General features: G+C 71.8%; 17 protein-coding genes and 1 tRNA gene. 8 read left to right on the forward strand and 10 right to left on the reverse strand.

Annotation, left to right across the window (positions count from 1 at the left end; translation table 11 throughout):
* Positions 1 to 7: 7 nt before the first annotated feature.
* A complete protein-coding gene (locus BTM25_RS05750; RefSeq protein WP_235828254.1) occupies positions 8 to 1,531 on the reverse strand; it encodes a metallophosphoesterase family protein in 1,524 nt (507 codons plus the stop codon).
* A gap of 23 nt (positions 1,532 to 1,554) precedes the next feature.
* Between BTM25_RS05750 and BTM25_RS05755 the strand changes: the two genes are divergently transcribed.
* Together BTM25_RS05755 and BTM25_RS05760 are read left to right on the forward strand one after the other, a co-directional pair.
* The gene (locus tag BTM25_RS05755; protein ID WP_407923369.1) at positions 1,555 to 1,905 is read left to right on the forward strand and encodes a metallopeptidase family protein; all 351 of its coding nucleotides are present in this window, start codon (positions 1,555 to 1,557) and stop codon (positions 1,903 to 1,905) included.
* Positions 1,906 to 2,045: 140 nt separating this feature from the next.
* Positions 2,046 to 3,398, forward strand: a complete 1,353-nt coding sequence (locus tag BTM25_RS05760) for an MFS transporter (RefSeq protein WP_103561677.1) — start codon at positions 2,046 to 2,048, stop codon at positions 3,396 to 3,398.
* On the opposite strand, the gene BTM25_RS05765 is transcribed toward BTM25_RS05760, so the two are convergent.
* Complete coding sequence (locus BTM25_RS05765; protein WP_103561678.1) at positions 3,395 to 3,703, reverse strand: PspC domain-containing protein; 309 nt, start codon at positions 3,701 to 3,703, stop codon at positions 3,395 to 3,397. The genes BTM25_RS05760 and BTM25_RS05765 overlap by 4 nt on opposite strands.
* Before the next feature lie 189 nt (positions 3,704 to 3,892).
* On the opposite strand from BTM25_RS05765, the gene BTM25_RS05770 reads away from it, so the two are divergent.
* Positions 3,893 to 4,912, forward strand: coding sequence for an aspartate-semialdehyde dehydrogenase (locus BTM25_RS05770; protein ID WP_103561679.1), 1,020 nt, complete (start codon positions 3,893 to 3,895; stop codon positions 4,910 to 4,912).
* Positions 4,913 to 4,950: 38 nt separating this feature from the next.
* Here the strand turns inward: BTM25_RS05770 and BTM25_RS05775 are convergent, their stop codons facing one another.
* Both BTM25_RS05775 and BTM25_RS05780 read right to left on the reverse strand, forming a co-directional pair.
* Positions 4,951 to 5,160 (reverse strand): DUF2277 domain-containing protein, encoded by a 210-nt coding sequence (locus tag BTM25_RS05775; RefSeq protein ID WP_103561680.1) that lies wholly within the window; start codon positions 5,158 to 5,160, stop codon positions 4,951 to 4,953.
* A 32-nt stretch (positions 5,161 to 5,192) separates the two neighbouring features.
* Positions 5,193 to 6,221: an alpha/beta hydrolase gene (locus BTM25_RS05780; RefSeq protein ID WP_103561681.1), complete on the reverse strand. Its 1,029-nt coding sequence runs from the start codon at positions 6,219 to 6,221 to the stop codon at positions 5,193 to 5,195.
* Between the two features lie 117 nt (positions 6,222 to 6,338).
* Between BTM25_RS05780 and BTM25_RS05785 the strand changes: the two genes are divergently transcribed.
* On the forward strand, positions 6,339 to 7,238 hold the full coding sequence (locus BTM25_RS05785; RefSeq protein ID WP_235828255.1) for a LamG domain-containing protein: 900 nt from the start codon (positions 6,339 to 6,341) through the stop codon (positions 7,236 to 7,238).
* Here the strand turns inward: BTM25_RS05785 and BTM25_RS05790 are convergent.
* Positions 7,192 to 10,722, reverse strand: coding sequence for an nSTAND1 domain-containing NTPase (locus BTM25_RS05790; RefSeq protein WP_103561682.1), 3,531 nt, complete (start codon positions 10,720 to 10,722; stop codon positions 7,192 to 7,194). The two genes, BTM25_RS05785 and BTM25_RS05790, sit on opposite strands and share 47 nt — an antisense overlap.
* Before the next feature lie 94 nt (positions 10,723 to 10,816).
* Positions 10,817 to 12,700 carry a molecular chaperone HtpG gene (htpG, locus tag BTM25_RS05795; protein ID WP_103561683.1) on the reverse strand — a complete coding sequence of 628 codons (1,884 nt, stop codon included), beginning with the start codon at positions 12,698 to 12,700 and terminating at the stop codon, positions 10,817 to 10,819.
* Positions 12,701 to 12,890: 190 nt separating this feature from the next.
* Here htpG and BTM25_RS05800 point away from each other — a divergent pair, with 190 nt between their 5' ends.
* The 3 genes from BTM25_RS05800 to BTM25_RS05810 all read left to right on the forward strand — a co-directional run bounded on the left by BTM25_RS05800 (position 12,891) and on the right by BTM25_RS05810 (position 15,229).
* Positions 12,891 to 13,646, forward strand: coding sequence for an SDR family oxidoreductase (locus BTM25_RS05800; protein ID WP_103561684.1), 756 nt, complete (start codon positions 12,891 to 12,893; stop codon positions 13,644 to 13,646).
* A 90-nt stretch (positions 13,647 to 13,736) separates the two neighbouring features.
* The gene (locus BTM25_RS05805) at positions 13,737 to 14,606 is read left to right on the forward strand and encodes an RNA polymerase sigma-70 factor (protein ID WP_103561685.1); all 870 of its coding nucleotides are present in this window, start codon (positions 13,737 to 13,739) and stop codon (positions 14,604 to 14,606) included.
* A 104-nt stretch (positions 14,607 to 14,710) separates the two neighbouring features.
* Positions 14,711 to 15,229, forward strand: a complete 519-nt coding sequence (locus tag BTM25_RS05810) for an EF-hand domain-containing protein (RefSeq protein ID WP_103561686.1) — start codon at positions 14,711 to 14,713, stop codon at positions 15,227 to 15,229.
* Between the two features lie 41 nt (positions 15,230 to 15,270).
* Here the strand turns inward: BTM25_RS05810 and BTM25_RS05815 are convergent, their stop codons facing one another.
* The gene (locus BTM25_RS05815; RefSeq protein ID WP_103561687.1) at positions 15,271 to 15,870 is read right to left on the reverse strand and encodes a TetR/AcrR family transcriptional regulator; all 600 of its coding nucleotides are present in this window, start codon (positions 15,868 to 15,870) and stop codon (positions 15,271 to 15,273) included.
* A 105-nt stretch (positions 15,871 to 15,975) separates the two neighbouring features.
* Here BTM25_RS05815 and BTM25_RS05820 point away from each other — a divergent pair, with 105 nt between their 5' ends.
* Positions 15,976 to 17,454 carry a carotenoid oxygenase family protein gene (locus tag BTM25_RS05820; RefSeq protein WP_103561688.1) on the forward strand — a complete coding sequence of 493 codons (1,479 nt, stop codon included), beginning with the start codon at positions 15,976 to 15,978 and terminating at the stop codon, positions 17,452 to 17,454.
* 73 nt (positions 17,455 to 17,527) lie between these two features.
* Here BTM25_RS05820 and hemC read toward each other — a convergent pair whose 3' ends face one another.
* The 3 genes from hemC to BTM25_RS05835 all read right to left on the reverse strand — a co-directional run bounded on the left by hemC (position 17,528) and on the right by BTM25_RS05835 (position 19,674).
* Entirely contained in the window at positions 17,528 to 18,502 is a 975-nt protein-coding gene (hemC, locus tag BTM25_RS05825; protein WP_205647975.1) for a hydroxymethylbilane synthase, read from the reverse strand.
* A gap of 396 nt (positions 18,503 to 18,898) precedes the next feature.
* Positions 18,899 to 18,971: transfer RNA gene (locus tag BTM25_RS05830), tRNA-Lys, on the reverse strand.
* A 130-nt stretch (positions 18,972 to 19,101) separates the two neighbouring features.
* Positions 19,102 to 19,674, reverse strand: a complete 573-nt coding sequence (locus tag BTM25_RS05835; RefSeq protein ID WP_103561689.1) for an ADP-ribosylglycohydrolase family protein — start codon at positions 19,672 to 19,674, stop codon at positions 19,102 to 19,104.
* Between the last annotated feature and the right edge of the window lie 6 nt (positions 19,675 to 19,680).

A 19,680-nucleotide genomic window follows, 5' to 3' on the forward strand; every position in this document is an offset into this window, starting at 1 on the left:
TAAGCGATTATCCGCCTGACGACGGACGTGTCGTGGCCGGGGTCGGGGAGGACGGGGTCGGCGAGGACGGTGACGGTGAGGCGGGGACGGGCTGGAGGCGGATCTCGCGGTCCGGGGCGGGTTCGAGGTGGCGTTCGATCTGGGCGGAGGTCAGCCCGAGTCCGCCGAGCCGCAGGTCGTCCCATCCCTGAAGCCGGTGCGTGGTGCGGTTGAAGTAGAGGACGGACAGTTCGATCGGTGTCGGCTCGCTGTGGTCGAGGCTCCGCAGGCCGGCGCCGCCGGTCGATCCCTGGATGAACAGTCGTGAACCGGACGGCAGCAGTCGCGTCGACCGGGCGTGCGTGTGCCCGGCGAGCAGGAGGGGGCTGAGCCCGGAGAAGCGTTCGCCCTCGGTCGGGTCGTGCGTCATGACGATGTCCGGCCGCCGCCCCGACTTGGCGAGCTGCCCGGCCAGGCCGGATCCGATCGATTGGAGGCGCGAGACGGGGAAGGTGTCGTCCTTCGTGGACTTGTCGGGCGTGAAGCGGGGGTCGCCGACCCCGTAGATCGTGAGGCCGTTGACCGTCCGCATGTCGTCGTCCAGCACGATCGCGTTCTTCTGCCGCCGCACCGCCCGTTGTGTACTGCCGGAGTCGTGATTGCCGCGAATGTAGACGTAGGGCACCTTCAGGGTCTTGATGTCGTCGGCGAACTTGTTCTCCGCCGAGGTGCCGTGATCCATGAGGTCGCCGGTGTCCACGATCATGTTCACCCGGAACTGCGTGCTCACCGAGCGGATAACGTTCCAAGCCGCAGGATTGAGATGGATGTCCGAGACGTGCAGGACGCGGACCGTCGACGGGTCGGGTTCGTAGGTCGGCAGCGTCGAGGTCGCCGCGTACAGCCGGGACATGTTCCCGACGAGCCGCGCCAGATTCTCCCGGTAGTGGGAGAAGCGGTCGACGATGTTGTGGGTGTCGCCGACGACCTGCGGCGCGTTCGCCAGCAGGCCCGTGTAGCGGGGTTCGGCGAGGGACCGCGGGTCGAACGTCAGCCAGCCGAGCAGGGACAGGACGGCGAGGCCCGCGACGGGCGCGGCCGTTCCGAGCAGCGCGCGGCGCCATGACCGGAAGACGACGAGCCCGGCCGCGAACCCGAGGACGAGCGCGAGTCCGATGCCGCGCAGCAGCATCACGATCATCCCGTGCCGGACCTCGCCCGCGACCGTGTCGGCCAGGTCGTCCACGGCCTTCGGGTCGTCGATGAGCCTGCGAGCCGGTTCGAGCCGCAGCTCGGTGACCTGGGCGCGCAGCCCGATCGGCCCGGCGTGGGTGTCGAAGTCCAGCGCGCCGAGCGGCGGGATCTGGACGGTCGTCCCTCCGCCGAGGGACGGGCGCAGCGACAGCTCGACCTCGGTGGGCCCCGCCGCGGTGTGGACGCGTCCGCCGAGCAGCAGGCCCAGCGTCCCGCCGATCAGCGCGACGACGATCACGGCCGTGACGCGGCCCGTACGGCGAGCGCCGGGTCCGGTGAGCCTGGCCGGGATATGCACGGAACCTCCTTGCGTGACGCAGAATGAACGATGTGATCGACATAGCACGGGACGTGTTCGAGGATCTCGTAAGCGAGGCCCTCGACGGCATCCCTGCCGAGCTGACCGGCCAGATGCGCAACGTCGTCATCGTCGTGGAGGACGCGGCGCCCGAGCCCGGCCTGCTCGGTCTGTACCAGGGGGTACCCCTCACGGAGCGGGGCGACTGGTACGGCGGGGTTCTGCCCGATCGCATTTCGATCTACCGCCGGGAGATCCTGAAGATCTGTACGACCTATGACCAGGTGGTCGCAGAGGTCCGGACGACGGTCGTCCACGAGATCGCGCACCACTTCGGCATCGGCGACGCCCGCCTGCACGAGCTGGGTTACTGACGTTTCCGCAGATCACGGGCCGGTCAAAGTCCGGCCGGGGACCGCGTTCCAGCAAATGGGCACGGTAGGTCACATAACTGCCACGCAGCGTGAGTTAATAGGGGGAGCCGGCCCGGCAGGAACGACCGACGGGAGCGTGCGTGGCGGGAAAGCAGACCGGCCGTCATCGGCGAGCGCCCGAGGCGCGTGCCACCTACCGCGAGGTGTTCGCGGTGGGTGAGTTCCGCGCGCTCTGGACGGCCCAGGCGCTGTCGTTCATCGGCGACCAGCTCGCCCAGGTCGCTCTGGCGTTGCTCATCTACCGGCATACGGGGTCGCCGCTGCTCACGGCGCTGACGTACGCCCTGACCTATCTGCCGCCGATCGTCGGCGGGCCGGTGCTGTCGGGGCTGGCCGACCTGTTCCCGCGCCGCCGCGTGATGGTCGTGTGCGACGCGGTCCGGATGGTCCTCACGGCGCTGATGGCCCTCCAGGGCACCCCGACATGGGCCCTGTGCGCCCTCGTGTTCCTCACCGTCCTGCTGGGCACGCCGTTCACGGCCGCGCGGGCGGCGATCCTGCCGGACGTCCTGGACGGCGACCGCTACGTCGCCGGGTCGGCGATCAACAACATCACCCACCAGGTCACGCAGATGCTGGGCTTCCTCGTCGGGACGGGCGTCGTGCTCGTCGTCGGCGAGCGGGAGGCGCTGGCGCTGAACGCGCTGACGTTCGCGTTGTCGGGCGCCATCCTGCTAGCCGGGCTGCGGCCGCGCCCGGCCCCGCGCGACCGCGAGCGGTCGTCGCTCGGGCTCCTGCGCGGAACCCGGGACGGCGCGCGGCTGGTCTTCGGCGACCCGACGCTCCGCGCCCTGACTCTGTTCGCGTGGCTGGCGGCGTTCTACATCGTGCCGGAGGGGCTCGCCGTCCCGTACGCGGCGACGTTCTCGGGGACGGCCACCGAGGACCGGGCCGTCGCGGGCCTGCTGATGTCGGCGATGCCGACGGGAATGGTGATCGGAGCGTTCCTTTTCAGCCGCTGTGTCCGCCCCTCGGACCGGATCCACTCGATGGGGTGGATGGCGATGCTGGCGTGCGCGCCGCTCGTCGCGGCGGCCATGTCCCCGCCCCTGTGGGCCGTGATCTGCCTGTGGGCGCTCGCGGGCGTCGGCAGCGCCTACCAGCTCGCGGCGAACGCGGCGTTCGTCGCGACGGTCCCGGCCACGGGACGGGCCGTCGCGTTCGGCCTCGCCCAGTCCGGCATCCTCGCCGGTCAGGGCCTCGGCATCCTCGCCGCCGGCGCGGGCACCGAACTGCTCGGCCCGGAGCGCGTCGTCGCGCTCGCGGGCGCGGCCGGGCTCTCCGCCGCGATCGTGCTCACGCTCGGCTGGAACCGGATCCGCGGCACGGTGGCGCGGACGCTGCGCGGCACCGAGCCGGAGGACGAACTGGCGGACGGACCGGAGCTGGCCGGGGAACCCGAGGTGGACCGCTCGTCCGCCTCGGCCACCTAGGAGCGGACCTTGTTGAGCTTGTCCTTGGCGCGCTGGACGGCGTCCTGGACGCCCTGGTTCTCCTGCGCCTTCTTCACGAAGTCCTCGCCGATCGAGGTCGGCGCGCCTTCGTCGGGGATCAGGATCCAGGCGACGATGTACGCGGCGACGCCCGCGCCGCCGAAGAGCGTGAAGACGGCGAGCCCGAGCCTTACGAGATTGGCGTCCACGTCGAAGTACCGGGCCACGCCCGAGCAGACACCGCCGATCATGCGGCCGTCGTGCGTGCGCCGCAGCCGGCGCTGTGCGTTCTTGTTCAGGTCCATGCTCCGATGATGCCCACCGACGCCGCGACCGCACATCGGGGATCGTCCCTGATCGGCCCCTGAGGCCGTCCCCGAGTACGCCGCCATGGTTGAGCAGCGCTTAAAGTCGGGGGCAAGGGTTATTGCCTGGACGTTCACGGACGTCACCGGCACACTCGTCACCCGGACCGAGCGAGCAGAGGGAGCGGCATGAGAATCGGGATCGTCGGGGCCACCGGCCAGGTCGGCGGCGTGATGCTGAGGATCCTGGCCGAGCGCGGGTTCCCGGTGGACGAGCTGCGGCTGTTCGCGTCGGCCCGGTCGGCGGGGCGGACCCTGCCGTTCGACGGCCGCGAGGTCACCGTGGAGGACGCGGCGACCGCCGACTTCTCCGGGCTGGACATCGTCCTGTTCTCCGCGGGCAAGACCAGTTCCAAGGCCCTCGCGCCGAAGGTCGCGGCGGCGGGCGCGGTCGTGATCGACAACTCCTCCGGCTGGCGGATGGACCCGGGCGTCCCGCTGGTCGTCGCCGAGGTCAACCCGCACGCGGCCCGGAACCGCCCGAAGGGGATCATCGCCAACCCCAACTGCACGACCATGGCCGCGATGCCGGTCCTGCGCCCGCTCCATGAAGAGGCCGGGCTGGAGGCCCTGGTCGTCGCGACCTACCAGGCCGTGTCGGGCAGCGGGCTCGCGGGCGTCGAGGAACTGCACGGCCAGGCGCGGCAGGTCGTGGAGGCCGCCGCCGCGCTGACCCACGACGGCGGCGCGGTCGAGTTCCCCGACCCGAAGGTCTACGTCCGGCCGATCGCGTTCAACGTGCTGCCGATGGCCGGTTCGATCGTGGACGACGGGCTCGCCGAGACCGACGAGGAGCAGAAGCTCCGCAACGAGAGCCGCAAGATCCTGGAGATCCCGGACCTCAAGGTGTCGGGCACCTGCGTGCGCGTGCCGGTCTTCACCGGCCACTCGCTCCAGATCAACGCGCGGTTCGCGCGTCCGCTGAGCCCCGGGCGGGCGGCGGAACTGCTCGCGGACGCGCCGGGCGTCGTGCTCACCGACGTCCCGACGCCGCTGGAGGCCGCCGGGCAGGACCCGACGTACGTGGGCCGCATCCGCCGGGACGAGACGGTCGAGAACGGCCTCGCGCTGTTCGCGTCGGGCGACAACCTGCGCAAGGGCGCGGCGCTGAACGCCGTCCAGATCGCCGAACTGGTCGCCGCGGGCTGACCCGCCGGGCGCGGCGCCGCCGTCCTTCGGGGCGGCGGCTACCGGCCGCGTACGACCAGCGAGCCGAGGAGGGCCGCCGTCGCGGCGGCGACCTCCTCGACGGCCCGGTCGAACGCCTCGGCGTTGTGGGCGGCCGGGGCGCGGAACCCCGAGATCTTCCGGACGTACTGGAGCGCGGCGGCCCGGACGTCCTCGTCGGTGGCGTGCTCGGTCATCGGCGGACGGAGCGTCTTGATACTGCGGCACATGCCTCCAGTGTCACCGATGCCGCCGACAGTTCTCACGGCGCGATGCGCTCGCAGATCCAGGCCAGGGCGAGCGGGTACCGGTAGTCGATGCCGCCGTGCGCTCCCTCGAACAGCTCGAAGTGGATCCGGTCGGCGGCGACGCCCGCGTCCAGCAGCGCCCGGTGGTAGGCCGTCGCGCCGACGTCGAGGAACCATTCGTCCTTCGTGCCGCCGTCGATCCAGATCGCCCGCATGGAGCGCAGCGTCTCGGCGTGGTCCGGGACCATCCGGACGGGGTCCAGCGCCAGCCACCGCGCCCACACGTCCTCGCGGAGCACGCCGGTGCGCGGGTCGAACGGCAGGACGGGCGTGCCGTCTTCGTCCGGCGAGTAGCAGGCCGCGCAACCGAGCATCTCCAGCAGCTCGACGTCCTCGGGACGGGTGAACGCCACCCGCGACCGGAAGTCGTCCCACCAGCGCAGGATGTCGCCGTCGTATCCGCGCAGATGCCGGACGGCCTTCGGGAAGTCCGGCATCCAGGAGTACTCGAACAGCGAGTCGCCCGCGTGGGTGGCGAGGGCGCCGAACAGGTCGGGCCGCAGCATCGGCGTGATCATCGCGCCGTAGCCGCCGCTGGACTTGCCGGTGATCGCGCGGTGCTCGGGGGCGTCCAGCGTCCGGTAGTGCGCGTCCACCCACGGGACGATCTCGTCGCACAGATAGGAGTGGTACCGGCCGGTGCCGCGGCTGTCGAGGTACTGGCTGCCGCCGTAGGCCGTCCAGGCGTCCACGTAGACGAGGATCGCGGGCGGGGCCTCGGCGCGGGCGAACACCGCGTCGGCGGTCTCGGGGAACGGCTGCCGGAACGGCGTCCGGTTGCGCCACATCTGGACGTGGCCGGTGTACCCCATGATCACGTAGACGGTGGGGTGGCGGCGGCCGGGATCGTCGTCGTAGCCGGGTGGCGTGTAGACGAGCAGGGGACGCTCGGCGGGATCGCCCAGCGGGTTGTCCGCCAGCAGCGCGCTGGAGAACAGGTGCTCGTCGAGACGTCCGGCCAGGTCGGCGGACCAGGGCAGCATGGCGGCTCCTTCGCTCGTGATCATTACCGACGCTAGCCGACCGCCGACGGAGGCGCCCCGCGTGCCGGTGCGTCAAATTCGCCTCGGCCACGGAGAGTGCGGTTACTCTCACTCCTCGTGTGGAACGTTTTACCGCCGTCGCGCCTCGCGACGGCCGTCGTGCTCGTGCTGGCCGCGGGCGGGTGCGGGCTCGGCGCGCCGCAGCACCCGCCCGCGCCCCGCGACGCGCTGCCGGTCACCACGGTCGGGCCGGGCGGACGGCCGTACGCCCCGTCGCGCGGGCGCGTCCCGCTGCACGACACCTTCGAGCGCCTCGACCTCGGCACCGGCCGCCGGTGGGGGTGGCGGAGCGCGGCCTATCCCGACTGCACGACCAACCGGAAGAACTTCAAGCTCGACAGCCTGTCGCGCGCGGCCCTGTCCACGCCGTCCGGGCGCCTGGCCGTCACCGCGAGCCCCCTGCCGGGCGGACGCTGGCGGACGGGCCTGCTGAGCACCGGCGACTCGTGCGGCTCGGGCGGCGACGGCTTCGAGGTCCGCACCGGGGACGTCATCACCACCCGCGTCCGGCTCCCGACCGCCCGGTACGGGGCGTGGCCCGGGATCTGGACGTGGCGCCAGGGCGGCAACGAGGTGGACGTCTTCGAGTGGCACTCCGACCGTCCCAACACGCTGGAGTTCGCGAACCACGTGAAGGACAGCGCGTGCTTCTGCGCCAGCCCGCTGGTGCGGCGCGGCGCCTGGCTCGACATCGCGGTGCGGCTCGGCGCGCGGCGCGTGACCTGGTACCTCGGCCGCCCGCCGGGGCCGCTGCGGGCCGTCCACTCCGACCGGAAGGGCGTGGGCGCGCGGTTCCACGCCCACCTGGTCATCGGCATGTCCGTGGACGACGGCACCCTGCACTTCCGTCCCGACCGCACCGTCCCGTTCACGTTCGAGGTCGCGTCGATCACCGTCCGCCGCTCCGGCGTCAGCGGGCGGGCGGGAGCAACAGAGCCTGCCGGTCGTCGTCGGTGAGCGGGGTGAAGATCCGGGCCTCGGCGATGTGCAGGAGCGAGGCCATGTCGCCGGTCGCGTTCCACAGCCGGACGCTGCCGTCGTCGGACGAGCTGGCGATCCGGCCGCCGTCCGGGGTGAACGCCACGCTCGCGACCGGGCCGTCGTGGACGCCGAGCGTGAACACCTCCACCGCCGTCTGCGGATCCCACAGCCGCACGCCGCCGTCGTTGTAGCCGCCGGCCAGGCGGTCGCCGTTCCGCGACCAGGCCACGCACTGCGCTGAGCCCGCTGCCGCGCGCATCTCGTGCAGCAGCCGTCCGGTGGACGCCTCCCACACGCGCAGCGTCTGGTCGTCGGATCCGGACGCCAGCCGTAGCCCGTCCGGTGAGTAGGCGACGGTCCGCACGCCCGCGCGGTGCCCGCTCGCCACCGCGACGAGATCGCCGGTGGCGGCGTCCCAGATGCGGACGGTCCCGTCCTCGGACCCGCTCGCGACGCGTGTGCCGTCCGGGGAGAACGCGACCGTGTGGACAAAGCCCCGGTGCCCGCGCAGCACGCGCTGCTCGGCGCCGGTCCGCGCTTCCCACAGCCGGACGGTGAAGTCGTGCGACGCGGTGGCCACCCGGGCGGAGTCGGGCGAGAACGCCACACCCCAGACCGGACGGGCCGTCTCGGCGTCGAGCACGGTCAGCACCTCGCCGGTGAGGACGTCCCAGACGCGGGCGGTGGAGTCCATCGAACCGGTCGCGAGCAACGTGCCGTCCGGGGACCACGCGACGCCGTGCACCCAGCTCGCATGGCCGGACAGCACCGACAGCGTCCGCAGGTCCGAACCGTGCAGCAGGTGGACGGTGCCGTCCTTGACGCCCACGGCCAGCCGGTCGCCGCCGGGGGCCCACGCGAGCGACTGCGCCCAGTCCGGCAGGGCGCGACGGGCCGCGAGGGAGCCGTCGGCGAACGCGTCCCAGATGCGGACCGTGCCGTCCCAGCTCCCGGTGACGAGATAGCGCGAGTCGTCCGACCAGGACACCGCCATCGCGGCCTCCTTGTGCCCGCGCAGCACGGCGGTCTCGCGCCAGGTCTCGGTGCTCCACACGCGGATCGTGGCGTCGAACGAGCCGGTGGCGAGCCAGCGTCCGTCCCGGGACCAGCTCAGGCCCTGGGTCGTGTCGCCGTGGCCGACCAGCACGGCCACCGCGCGGCCGGTCGCGGTGTCCCAGATCCGGACGGTCTGGTCCAGCGACGTGCTCGCCACCAGGGAACCGTCCGGCGAGTACGCCACGTTGTGGACCCAGCCCTCATGGCCGGTGAGACGCAGCAGCTCGCCGCCCGTCGTCCGGTCCCAGATCCGGGCGGTGCCGTCGCGCGCTCCGGTGACGACGTGCCGGCCGTCGGGGGAGAAGTCGACACCCCATGCGACCGCCTCGTGCCCGCGCAGGACGAGCGCCGGCGCGGGCTCCCCCGCGTTCCACAGCAGGACGGTGCCGTTGTTGCAGGCGGCGGCGACCTGTGCGCCGTCGGGGGACCATGCCGCGTTCCAGAGCTGGTCGCCCGCCCCCTCCAGGACGAGCGGCGCCCCGGCCCCGTCCGCCGACCAGATCCGCGCCCGTCCGTCCAGGCTCGCCGTGACGAACCGGGACCCGTCGGGCGCCCAGGCGAGGCCGAACACCACGTCGCCGTGCGGCAGCGCCGGAGCGCTCTGCGCGCGGTCGGTCACCGACCAGAGCCGGGCCGTCCCGTCGCTGGACACCGTCGCGATCACCGACCCGGTGGGGGACCACGCCACGTTCTCGACATGGTCGGTATGGCCGGTGAGGACGGCGCGGGTCCGCGCGGCGTTCAGCGCGGCGACCAGCGCGCGGCGGGCCGGCGAGGTGTCCGCGCAGCGCACGGCCTCGACGGCGGCGGCGAGCGCGTAGTCGGGATCGTCGGTGACCCGGGCGAGCGCCCGCTCGGCCACCGAGGCCGCCAGCCGCTTCATCGCCATGTCGCTGAGCCGCCTGCTGCGCCGCAGGAACTCGGCGATCGGCTCGGTGCGCGGGACGAGGTCGGGCCGCTGCTCCAGCCACCGCTCGATCTCGGCCAGCCGCTCCTCGGAGATCAGGTAGGCGTCACGGCGTCCCATCCGCGACCAGTCCGACGCCCACCGCTCCAGGTCGTCGCGCCGCCGCAGGAACTCGCCGACGACGTCGATCTCCTGGACCAGGCGCGGCCAGGAGGTGAGGAACGCCTCGTGGGCCACCTGGTAGGCGGGGGCCTCGGCGTCCGAGCCGACGATCAGCCGCGCGTCCACGAACGGCTGGAGCAGTTCGCGCTCCAGGTCGCTGAGCGTCGAGGCCGGGACGGGCTGGCCGAGCAGCGCGCCCTCCTCGCTGCGCGTCACGAAGCGCAGCAGGACCGGCAGGACGGCGTCACGGCGCGGCCCGAGGCTGTCGTAGGCGGCTTCGGCCGCGTCGGCGACGGCGCCCGCGACCCCGCCGATCCGCTCGTAGTCCTCCCGCGTGATCGTGAAGTCGTCGGACTCGACGTACAGCTTGTTCAGCACGTACGCCAGATGCGGCAGCGCCGCGCCGCCCCCGGTGTCGGCGACCAGCGTGAAGACCAGGTTGTCCGGCGCGAACGTGACGCCCGCGCGCCGCGCCGGGCCGCGGACGACCTCCTGAAGCTCCTCGGGGCTCAGCGCGGCGACGTTGACCGGGTTGCGCAGCAGCGAACCGAACGTGCTCTGCAGGATCGGGGTGAGGAACTCCGACCGCACCAGGCCGATGAGCCACAGCCCGGGGTCGGCGCGGACGGCCTCGCGCAGCACCCGCAGGAAGTTCTCCCGCTCCTGCGCCATCTCGGCGCCGAGCAGTTCCTCGGCCTGGTCGATCACGAGGAGGACGCGCCCCGACCGGCGGTTGCGCTCCGTCCGCAGCCGGGCCAGGCACTCGGCCAGCATCCCGGGCTCGGTGCGCAGCCGCTGCGCGAGGTCCACCGAGCCGATGCCGGGCAGCGCTTCGTCCAGGGACTTGGCGAGCGCCTCGAACGGATGCCTGCCGGGGCTGAACTCGGGCACCAGGATCCACTGCGGCCGCCGCGCCAGGACGGGCAGCACACCCGCCCGCACCAGCGACGACTTGCCGACACCGGACGGCCCCATCACCGGGATGAACCGGTCGGCGGGGTCCGCGTGCTTCGCCTCCAGACGGCTCAGCATGCTGCGGCGCTCGATCGAATGGCCGAAGAACACCCCGGCGTCGGCCATCGTCATCGCCGTCAGTCCGACGTAGGGGAGCCGTCCCTCGGCGAACTCCCAGACCGGGTCGGCCGGGCCGGTGGTCCGCTCGGAGAGGTAGGCGTAGACCTCGTAGGCGATCGCCAGGACGGACAGCACGGCGAGCGGAATGAACGCCCACCGGTGCCCGGACGTGGCGACGTTGACGAACGCGCCGATGCCGATGCCGATGATCACATAGAACCCGCGCAGCGCGGGGCGCAGGTCCGTACCGCGTCGAGCCATCCCCCATCCCTACAGCCGAACGTGATCAAGAACCGTCATCCTGACCTCATCCGGCCACGCCGCCCGGGGCCGGGCGTCCACGTGCGGGAGGTGGTCAGTTGGACGCGGGGGTCTCGCCGGTCAGGGCGATCAGCAGGTCGTTCAGGCGGGCCACGAACGCGCCCGGCTCCTCCAGACGCGCCCCGGCGGTCAGGACGGCCTGGTCGAACAGGACGTTCGCCCAGTCGGCGAGGCGCGGATCGTCCTGGCCGCGGTTGAGGCGCTCGACCAGCGGATGCCGGGGGTTGATCTCCAGGACCGGCTGGTTCGGGAGCCCGGTCCCGCGCATCCGGCGCGCCAGCGTGAAGTCGGTGTCGGCCTCGTTGGCGACGACGCAGGCGGGCGACGTCGTGAGGCGGCTGGTGACGCGCACGTCCCAGGCCCGTCCCGCGAGGTGCTCCTTGAGCCTGCCGATGAGGTCGGCGTAGTCCGAACCCGCCTTCTCGGCGGCCTCCTTCTCCGTCGCGTCCTCCAGCGCGCCGAAGTCGGGAGCGCCCTGCGCGACGGACTGGAGCCGCTTGCCCCGGTACTCGGGCGGGAGGCCGGTCACCACGAAGTTGTCCACCGCGTCGCCGAGCAGCAGCACCTCGATGTCCTTGGCGCGGAACGCCTCCAGGTGCGGGCTGCTCGCGGCGGCGGACGGGTTCGGCGCGAGCAGGTAGTAGATCTTGTCCTGCCCGTCCTTCATCCGGGCGACGTAGTCGGCGAGCGAGACGTCGGCGTCCTGCGTCGCGGACCGGGTGGACGTGAAGCGCAGCAGTTCGGCGAGGTCCTCGCGGTGGGCGGGGTCGTCGGCGACGCCCTCCTTGAGGACGGCCCCGAACTGCTTCCAGAACACGGCGTACTTCTCGGGGTCGTCCTTCGCCATGTCCTTGAGCAGCGCCAGCACCTTCCGGACGGCGCTGGACCGGATGTGCTCGACCGCCCGGCTCCCCTGGAGGATCTCCCGGGACACGTTCAGCGGCAGGTCGCTCGAATCGATGATCCCGCGCACGAACCGCAGGTGGCGCGGCATGAGCTGCCCGGTGTCCTCCAGGATGAACACCCGCTGGACGTGCAGTTTCACGCCGTGCGTGGCCTGCGGGATCCACAGGTCGAACGGCGCCTGGGACGGGACGAACAGCAGCAGCGTGTACTCGTACCGTCCCTCCACCTTCGCGTGCAGATACGCGAGCGGATCGGCATAGTCGCCGGTGAGGTGCCGGTAGTACTCGTGGTAGTCGCTCTCGGCCAGCTCGCTGCGGGGACGCGCCCACAGGGCCGACGCCCGGTTCACCGGCGCGTCGTCGTCGCCGATCGCGATGGGCAGGCTGATGTGGTCGGAGTAGCGCTGGACGATCGTGCGGAGCCGGTGCTCGTTGAGCAGGTCGTCCTCGCCGTCGCGCAGGTGGAGGACGATCGTGGTGCCCCGCTCGGCGCGCTCGACGGCCGCCAGCGTGTACTCGCCCTTGCCGTCGGACGACCAGCGCACGCCCGCGTCCGGCCCGAGCCCGGCGCGCCGCGTGGTCAGCACGACCCGGTCGGCGACGATGAACGCGGCGTAGAAACCGACGCCGAACTGCCCGATCAGCGCCGTGTCGGCCCGCTGGTCGCCCGACATCGCCCGCAGGAACTCGCCGGTGCCCGACCGCGCGATCGTGCCGATGTTGTCGATGACCTCCTGGCGGCTCATGCCGATGCCGTTGTCGGAGATCGTGATCGTGCCCGCGTCCTTGTCGAAGGCGACGCGGATGCCCGGCGCGTCCTCCGGCTCGTCCGCGACCGTCTCGGGCCGCGAGAACCGCTCGATGCGCAGCCGGTCGATCGCGTCCGACGCGTTCGAGATCAGCTCGCGGAGAAAGATCTCCTTGTTGCTGTAGAGAGAATGCGCCATGAGGTCGAGGATCTGGGCGGCCTCGGCCTGGAACCTGAACGTCTCCCCGCCCACTGGCGAACTCATCGCAGGCCCTTTCTCGTCCGGCTGTCCGACAACCGGCCAAGATTAAAAAGGCCCCGACCCGAGGGTCAACCGATCCTTGGACGGTGGCGCCGCCCGCAGGATCTTTCGCCGAAGCCGTCACAGGTAGGAGGGGTGTCCGGTCCTAGCTGGCGACCGGGCGGTCGGCGCCCGGCGGACAGGAAGGCGTGTCATGAAGATCGTGGTCATCGGGGGCACCGGCCTGATCGGGTCCAAGCTCGTCACGAGTCTCGGCGAACGCGGTCACGAGGCCGTCCCCGCCTCCCCGAACACCGGCGTCAACGCGCTCACCGGCGCGGGCCTGGACGAGGCGCTGGCCGGTGCCTCGGTGGTGGTGGACGTGTCCAACTCACCGTCCTTCGAGGACGCCGCGGTGCTGAACTTCTTCGAGACGTCCACCCGCAACCTGCTGGCGGCCGAGGAGGCGGCCGGAGTGGGCCACCACGTCGCGCTGTCGATCGTCGGCACGCGGCGGCGGCACGACATCGGCTACTTCCGGGCGAAGGTCGCGCAGGAGAAGCTGATCGAGGACGCGCCGATCCCGTTCTCGATCGTCCACGCGACCCAGTTCTTCGAGTTCGCGCGGCAGATCGCCGACGGCGCGACGGACGGCGGCACCGTCCGCATGCCGCCGGTCCTCTTCCAGCCGATCGCGGGCGACGAGGTCGCCGGGACGGTCGCCGACGTCGCGGTGGGCGCGCCGCTGAACGGCTCGATCGAGATCGCCGGCCCGCAGAGCTTCCGGATGGACGAGTTCTTCCGCGACGCCCTGACGGCCTGGCACGACCCGCGCGAGGTCGTCACCGACCCGCACGCGCACTACTTCGGGGCCGAACTGGACGAGCGGACGCTCGTCCCGGACGACGACGGCGCGCGGCTCGGCACGCTCAAGTACGCCGACTGGCTGGCCGGAACGGACGCCGTGTAGCCGCGTCCCCGGCGCCGGGCGGCGGCCCACCGCGCCGCCGCCCGGGGCGCGTGAGAGGCTGGCGGCGGACCAGCATCGACGGGGGGCGCCGTGGCGGACGATCTCGACGCCGCCGCGGCCGTCTTCGCCGACGTCCGGCCGCGCCTGTTCGGCATCGCCTACCGGATGCTGGGCAGCGCCGCCGAAGCCGAGGACGTGGTCCAGGACGCGTGGCTGCGCTGGCAGACCTACGACCGCGCCGCCGTGGCCGACCCGGTTGCGTTCCTGGCGACGGCGACGACCCGGCTCGCGATCAACGTCCTGCAGTCCGCGCGCGTGCGCCGTGAGGCCTACACCGGCCCGTGGCTGCCCGAACCGGTGGCCACGGGCGATGATCCGCATCTCGGCGCCGAACGCGGCGAGGCCCTGGGTTTCGCCGTCCTGATCCTGCTGGAGCGGCTGTCGCCGACCGAACGCGCGGCCTACGTCCTGCGGGAGGCGTTCGACTACCCCTATCCGCGCATCGCCGAGATCGTCCGGACGAGCGAGGCGGCGGCGCGGCAGCTCGTCAGCAGGGCACGCAAGCATGTGCGGTCCGAGCGCCGCGCGCCCGCGACCGTGGCCGAACAGCGTCGGCTGCTGACCGCGTTCGTGACCGCCGCCCGCGCCGGAGACCTCGCGGCCCTGGAGAAGATCCTCGCCACGGATGCCGTCAGCTACTCCGACGGCGGCGGCGCCGTCCGGGCGTCCCGGTTCCCCGTGGTGGGCGCGGCCCGCGTCGCCAAGTACGTCCGGGCGTTCGCGGACCGGTTCTGGACGGGCGTCGCCGTCGAATGGGCCACCGTCAACGGCCAGGCCGCCGCGCTGCTCCGCCGCGACGGCGAGCTGTTCACCGTCCTGACCGTCAACGCGTCCGGCGACCGCGTCGACCAGGTCCTGTGGATGATGAACCCAGCCAAGCTCACCGCGGCGTCCCGATAAAAGCCGGGCTGTCACTCCAGGCAATCAAGACGTCACCGTCCCGTGACGCCGTGCTCGCTCTGAGGACCGTGCGGCTCTGCGGAAATAAGGGGACAAGCGAAGACATGGCGACCTCTTTTCAGCGAGACAAAGTGCGGCTGGTCTTCGACGCCATGGACGGCGACGGCGACGGCGCCCTCCGCGCGACGGACTTCGAGGCCCTCGCCCGCCGGTGGGCGGCGATCCGGGTCGCGGGCGACGAGGAACGGCTCCTGGACGTCATGCGCGGCTGGTGGGACACCCTGGCCGTCCATTCCCGCACGGCCGACGCGGTCCTGGTGGACGACGTCCTGACCGTCGTGGACCTCCTCACGACCATGCCCGACGCGGTCACCGCGACCGCCGACGCGATGTTCGAGGCCGTGGACGAGAACGGCGACGGCCTCATCTCCCCGGCCGAGTACCGGCAGATGATCGAGGCGTGGAGCGGCGGCCCCGCCGACGCCGGAACCTTCGCCCTGCTGGACTCCGACGGCGACGGCGCGATCTCCCGCACCGAGTTCGCCGCCCACTGGTACGAGTTCTGGGCGGGCGACGACCCGGCCGCCCCGGGCAGCAGGATCTTCGGGCGCGTCCCGTCCTGACCGAACTCCCGCGCTCCCCGCGCCGCTGCTGATCTCAGGGCTCAGCGCGGGGACGGGGTTCGCGGGCGGAGGCCGTCGAACACCAGGTTCAGGATGTCGTCGACCTGCTCGGGCGTGGTCGGACGGGTCCCCATCAGCAGGCGGTAGTAGAGCGGGGCGTAGATGAGTTCGACGATGTCGTCGAGCGCGGCGTCGGCCCTGATCTGACCCTGCCGCTGCGCCCGTTCCAGTCGGCGCCGGCAGCCCTGGACGCGAGGATTGACCAGCGTGTCCAGGATGGCCTGCGCCGCCGCCGGGTCGGACTGGGCGGCACCGATGACCTCCCGGTACGTCGAGGACTGCGTCGTCTGGAAGAACTTCGCGACGGCGACCATCTGGTCGCGCAGGTCGGCGTAGACGTCGCCGGTGTCGGGGAAGTCGACGGACGGCGCGCTCCGCCGGTTGATCGCCTCCACCAGCACCGCGGCCTTGGACGGCCACCAGCGGTAGATCGTCTGCTTGCCCACCCCGGCTTCCCTGGCGATCGCGTCGACGCTGGTTCTGGCGAACCCCTGCTCCAGGCAGAGCTTCAGCGCGGCGTCGAGGATCGCCTGGTGGGAGCGCTCGCTCCGGTAACGCGGGTTCGCCGGTTCGGTGGCCATGACCGGTGAGTCTATGCGAAACGAGACGACTCGTCTTGACCCGGGGGACGTCACGGGCTTAGCATCGTGGAACGAGACGTCTTGTCTCGTCCTCGGAGGTGAACGATGTCCCAGCAGATGTCCCGCCGCAACGCGCTGGCCGCCGGCCTTTCCGTCGGCACGGTGCTCGGAGCCGGCGCGATCGGCGCGCTACCGGCCAAGGCGGCCCAGCTAGCCCCGCGCAGAAAACGCGACAGCGGAAACCCGTTCCTCGAAGGCGAATTCGCGCCGGTCCCGTTCGAGGTGACCGCGTTCGACCTGGCGGTCACCGGCACGATCCCTCAGGACCTGACCGGCCGCCTGTTGCGCAACGGCCCCAACGTGCTCGGACTGGAGGACCCGCTCGCCCACCACTGGCTGGTCGGCGACGGGATGGTCCACGGCGTCCAGCTCCGCGACGGCAGGGCCGAGTGGTACCGCAGCCGCTGGGTCCGCGCGAAGGGCACCGCCGAAAAGCTCGGCGAGCCGGTACGCGGAGTGCCCGCCGAAACCGACTTCCCCTCGAACATCAACGTCATCGGATTCCGCGGCAAGACCCTCGCGCTACAAGAGGGAACCGCCCGTCCGCAGGAACTCACCGACGAGCTTTACACGGTCGGACCGTGCGACTTCAACGGCACATGGGCCGGAACCATGTCGGCCCACGCCAAGCTCGATCCCGGCACCGGCGAACTGCACTCGGTGAGCTACGACGAGAGCACCGACTACGTCCAGTACGTCGTGGTCGGCGCGGCCGGTGAAGTGCGGTCGGCCCGCAAGATTCCCATGGGCGGGACGATTCTCATGCACGACTTCGCGCTCACCGAGAAATACGTCGTCCTCTACGACCAACCGATCATGTTCGACCTGGACGCCATGAAGCACGGACAGAAAATCCCCTGGGTCTGGGACACCGAGCGCTCCAACCGGGTCGGATACTTCCCGCGCGCCGGGGGAGCGGTCACCTGGATCACCGTGCCCCCCTCCTATATTTCGCACACGCTCAACGCCTACGACGACGGCGGCGACATCGTGGTCGACTATGTGGAGTTCCCCGCGCCGTTCAGCGCCGACCGCCTGTCGACCAGCGCGCCGCCCGCGCTGGTGCGCTGGACGATCGACCGGGCCCGCCGCAGCGTCCGCCGGACTCAGCTCGACGACCGTCCGCAGGAGTTCCCCCGGGTCCCGGACGCGCAGGTCAGCCGCAGGCACCGGTACGGCTACACCGCCGCGACCGCCGACTTCCTGAAGTCCTACGGGCACGGCTCGACTCCCGACTCGGCGTTCAGCAACGGCCTGGTCAAGCACGACCTGGCCACCGGGCGGTCGCAGTTCCACCGGTTCCCGAAGCACGCGAGCGCGAGCGAGGCGGTCTTCGTCCCGCGTTCCGGCGCCCGCGCCGAGGACGACGGCTATGTCCTGTCCTATGTCCACAACCCCGAACGGAACGCCTCGGACCTGGTGATCCTGGCGGCGCAGGACTTCACCGGCGAGCCGATCGCCCGGATCCACCTGCCGAGCCGGATCCCACTCGGATTGCACGGAAGCTGGATCGCCGGCACCTGAGCCGTGCCGCGACAAGCGACCGGACATCGCACGGCCGCGCGTGCCGGCTCGCGATCCGGGTGGTCATGGTCGGTCAGTGCAGGCGGGTGCCGGCGATGATGCTGCGGGCGTTCTTGCGGGTCAGGGACGCGGCGACGAACGCGCCCAGCTCGGAGGCGTGGTCGGTGGTGTCCCACTCGTGGGCGTAGGCGAACGTGTCGCCGTCGCGGCTGAAGACCATGCCGATCAGGCTGAGCTGACCGTCCTCGGTGGTGTGGCAGTGGCCCGCGATCGGACTGTTGCAGTGCCCTTGGAGGGCGTGCAGCATCGTGCGCTCGGCGAGGATGTGGGTCCGCGTCTCGGCATGGTCGATCATCTGGAGCAGTTCGACGATGCCTTCGTCACCCTTGCGGCACTGGACGCCGACGACTCCGGCTCCGATGGCGGGGCACATCTCGTCCGTCGTCAGGACTTGGGAGATGCGGTGGTCCATGCCGAGTTCGACCAGGCCGCCACGGGCGAGCACCAGGGCGTCCATCTCGCGTTCCTCGTCCAGGCGGGTGATCCGCGGAACGACGTTGCCCCGGTAGCGCTGGATATTGAGGTCGGGTCGCCGCCGCAGGAGCTGGGCCTTGCGGCGCACCGCCGAGGTCCCGATCCGCGCGCCGGGCGGCAGCTCGGCGATGCTGGTGTGCTTGGAGCCCTCGGGGAAGACCACGGCGTCGCGGACGTCCTCGCGGCGCAGGTAGGCGGCGAAGACCAGGCCCTTGGGCAGCGGGACGTCTCCGGGCACGTCCTTCATGGCGTGGACGGCCGCGTCGATCTGACCGGTCGCCAGGGCCTTGTCGATCTCCTTCATGAACAGGCCCTTGCCGCCCAGGTCCGACAGGTCGCCCTTGTGGCGGTCCGCGCTCGTCTCGATCGGCACGTACTCGATCTCCAGACCCGGCGCGACGGCCGCGAGCGCGTCGATGGCCCGTTGGGCGTACGCACGGGCGAGGTGACTCGTGCGGCCCCCCCACCCGAAGGACCCCGGACGGCACAGCGTCGCGGAAGTACTCCGGGGCAATGGCGGGAGTCTGAGGTCCCGCCGGGACGGTGGTCATAGGGAAACTCCCTTGTTCTCAACAAAAGTAATGACGGTTGACTGAGCGTAGTTCCCGCGCCCGCCGAGCCGCCGCCGGACGGGGCGGGACGGGTTTCAGTCGGCCACCGGCTGGGATTCAAGAGCGGTGCCGACCGAGAAGACCTCGGCTTTCGTGCTGCCCGGGCCGCCGAAAGGCGCTGACCCGATGCTCAAGGCGGTCTTCACCGTCCAGGCCGTCCTCGGGCACAGCAAGGCCGGCATCACGCTCGACATGTACGCCGACCCCTCAGAGCGCCGCCGCATCAAGGCGGCTTAGATCACCCATCGTGGGGGTCTGGTGGGGCCGGACGCCCCTCATTGGTCTTCGACCTGCTCAGGTGGGTCGCGTGGGACTCGAACCCACAACCTACGGATTAAAAGTCCGGAGCTCTGCCAATTGAGCTAGCGACCCTTGTGCCCGCCGACCTGCGGGGACCTGGTGTCCGGGCGGCCCGGTCCCGGACGGTCCGGGGCGGGGAGCGACGGATTTCGGTCTCCGGCAGACACTCCGAGTGTAGAGGGCGGGCGTCGGCGTGCGCACCTCAGTAAGGCGCGGGGAGCCAGGACGGCAGGGGCTCGGTGCCCGCGGCCCAGTCCGGCGGGGGCGTCCCGAGGATGCCGCCGACGATCGCGCAGGTCGTGTCCACGTCGCCGCCCGCCGCCGCGGTGGCCCAGAACGCCGTCCGGTAGTCGCCGCCGTGCCGGGCGGCGACCCACAGCGTGAACGGGACGGTGTCGTGCGCCGCGACGAGCCGTCCGTTGCCGAGCACCCGGGCGACCGCGGACGCGTCCGACAGCGGCAGCAGCCGACGCGCCGCGACGATCCCCGTCCGGACGCGTCCGGACGCGACGTGCCGCAGGATCTCGTCCAGGAACGGCCCCGGCGCGGACGGTCCGGCGGCGCGCAGCGCGGCGGCGACGGCGACGGCCACCGCCCCCGCGACCGCCTCGGGGTGCGGGTGCGTGACCTCCGCCGAGAGCGCCGCGTCGCGAGCCGCCGCGGCCGGGTCGCCGGAGACGAAGTAGGAACGGTTGGGCGGAACGAAGAACTGGGATCCCAGCGCGTCCCCGACGGAGAGGCCGAGCAGGGACGCGCGCATCAGGTCGGACGTCATCGCAGC

Source organism: Actinomadura rubteroloni, from assembly GCF_002911665.1.
Lineage (GTDB): Bacteria > Actinomycetota > Actinomycetes > Streptosporangiales > Streptosporangiaceae > Spirillospora > Spirillospora rubteroloni.

Bases quoted from the DNA above. Each gene is read 5' to 3' on its own strand.
- htpG (WP_103561683.1), bottom strand. From the start codon at position 12,700: ATGAGTTCGCCAGTGGGCGGGGAGACGTTCAGGTTCCAGGCCGAGGCC.
- BTM25_RS05755 (WP_407923369.1), top strand. From the start codon at position 1,555: ATGAACGATGTGATCGACATAGCACGGGACGTGTTCGAGGATCTCGTA.
- BTM25_RS05775 (WP_103561680.1), bottom strand. From the start codon at position 5,160: ATGTGCCGCAGTATCAAGACGCTCCGTCCGCCGATGACCGAGCACGCC.
- BTM25_RS05815 (WP_103561687.1), bottom strand. From the start codon at position 15,870: ATGGCCACCGAACCGGCGAACCCGCGTTACCGGAGCGAGCGCTCCCAC.
- BTM25_RS05765 (WP_103561678.1), bottom strand. From the start codon at position 3,703: ATGGACCTGAACAAGAACGCACAGCGCCGGCTGCGGCGCACGCACGAC.
- BTM25_RS05820 (WP_103561688.1), top strand. From the start codon at position 15,976: ATGTCCCAGCAGATGTCCCGCCGCAACGCGCTGGCCGCCGGCCTTTCC.
- BTM25_RS05835 (WP_103561689.1), bottom strand. From the start codon at position 19,674: ATGACGTCCGACCTGATGCGCGCGTCCCTGCTCGGCCTCTCCGTCGGG.
- BTM25_RS05780 (WP_103561681.1), bottom strand. From the start codon at position 6,221: ATGCTGCCCTGGTCCGCCGACCTGGCCGGACGTCTCGACGAGCACCTG.
- BTM25_RS05790 (WP_103561682.1), bottom strand. From the start codon at position 10,722: ATGGCTCGACGCGGTACGGACCTGCGCCCCGCGCTGCGCGGGTTCTAT.
- BTM25_RS05770 (WP_103561679.1), top strand. From the start codon at position 3,893: ATGAGAATCGGGATCGTCGGGGCCACCGGCCAGGTCGGCGGCGTGATG.
- BTM25_RS05810 (WP_103561686.1), top strand. From the start codon at position 14,711: ATGGCGACCTCTTTTCAGCGAGACAAAGTGCGGCTGGTCTTCGACGCC.
- BTM25_RS05800 (WP_103561684.1), top strand. From the start codon at position 12,891: ATGAAGATCGTGGTCATCGGGGGCACCGGCCTGATCGGGTCCAAGCTC.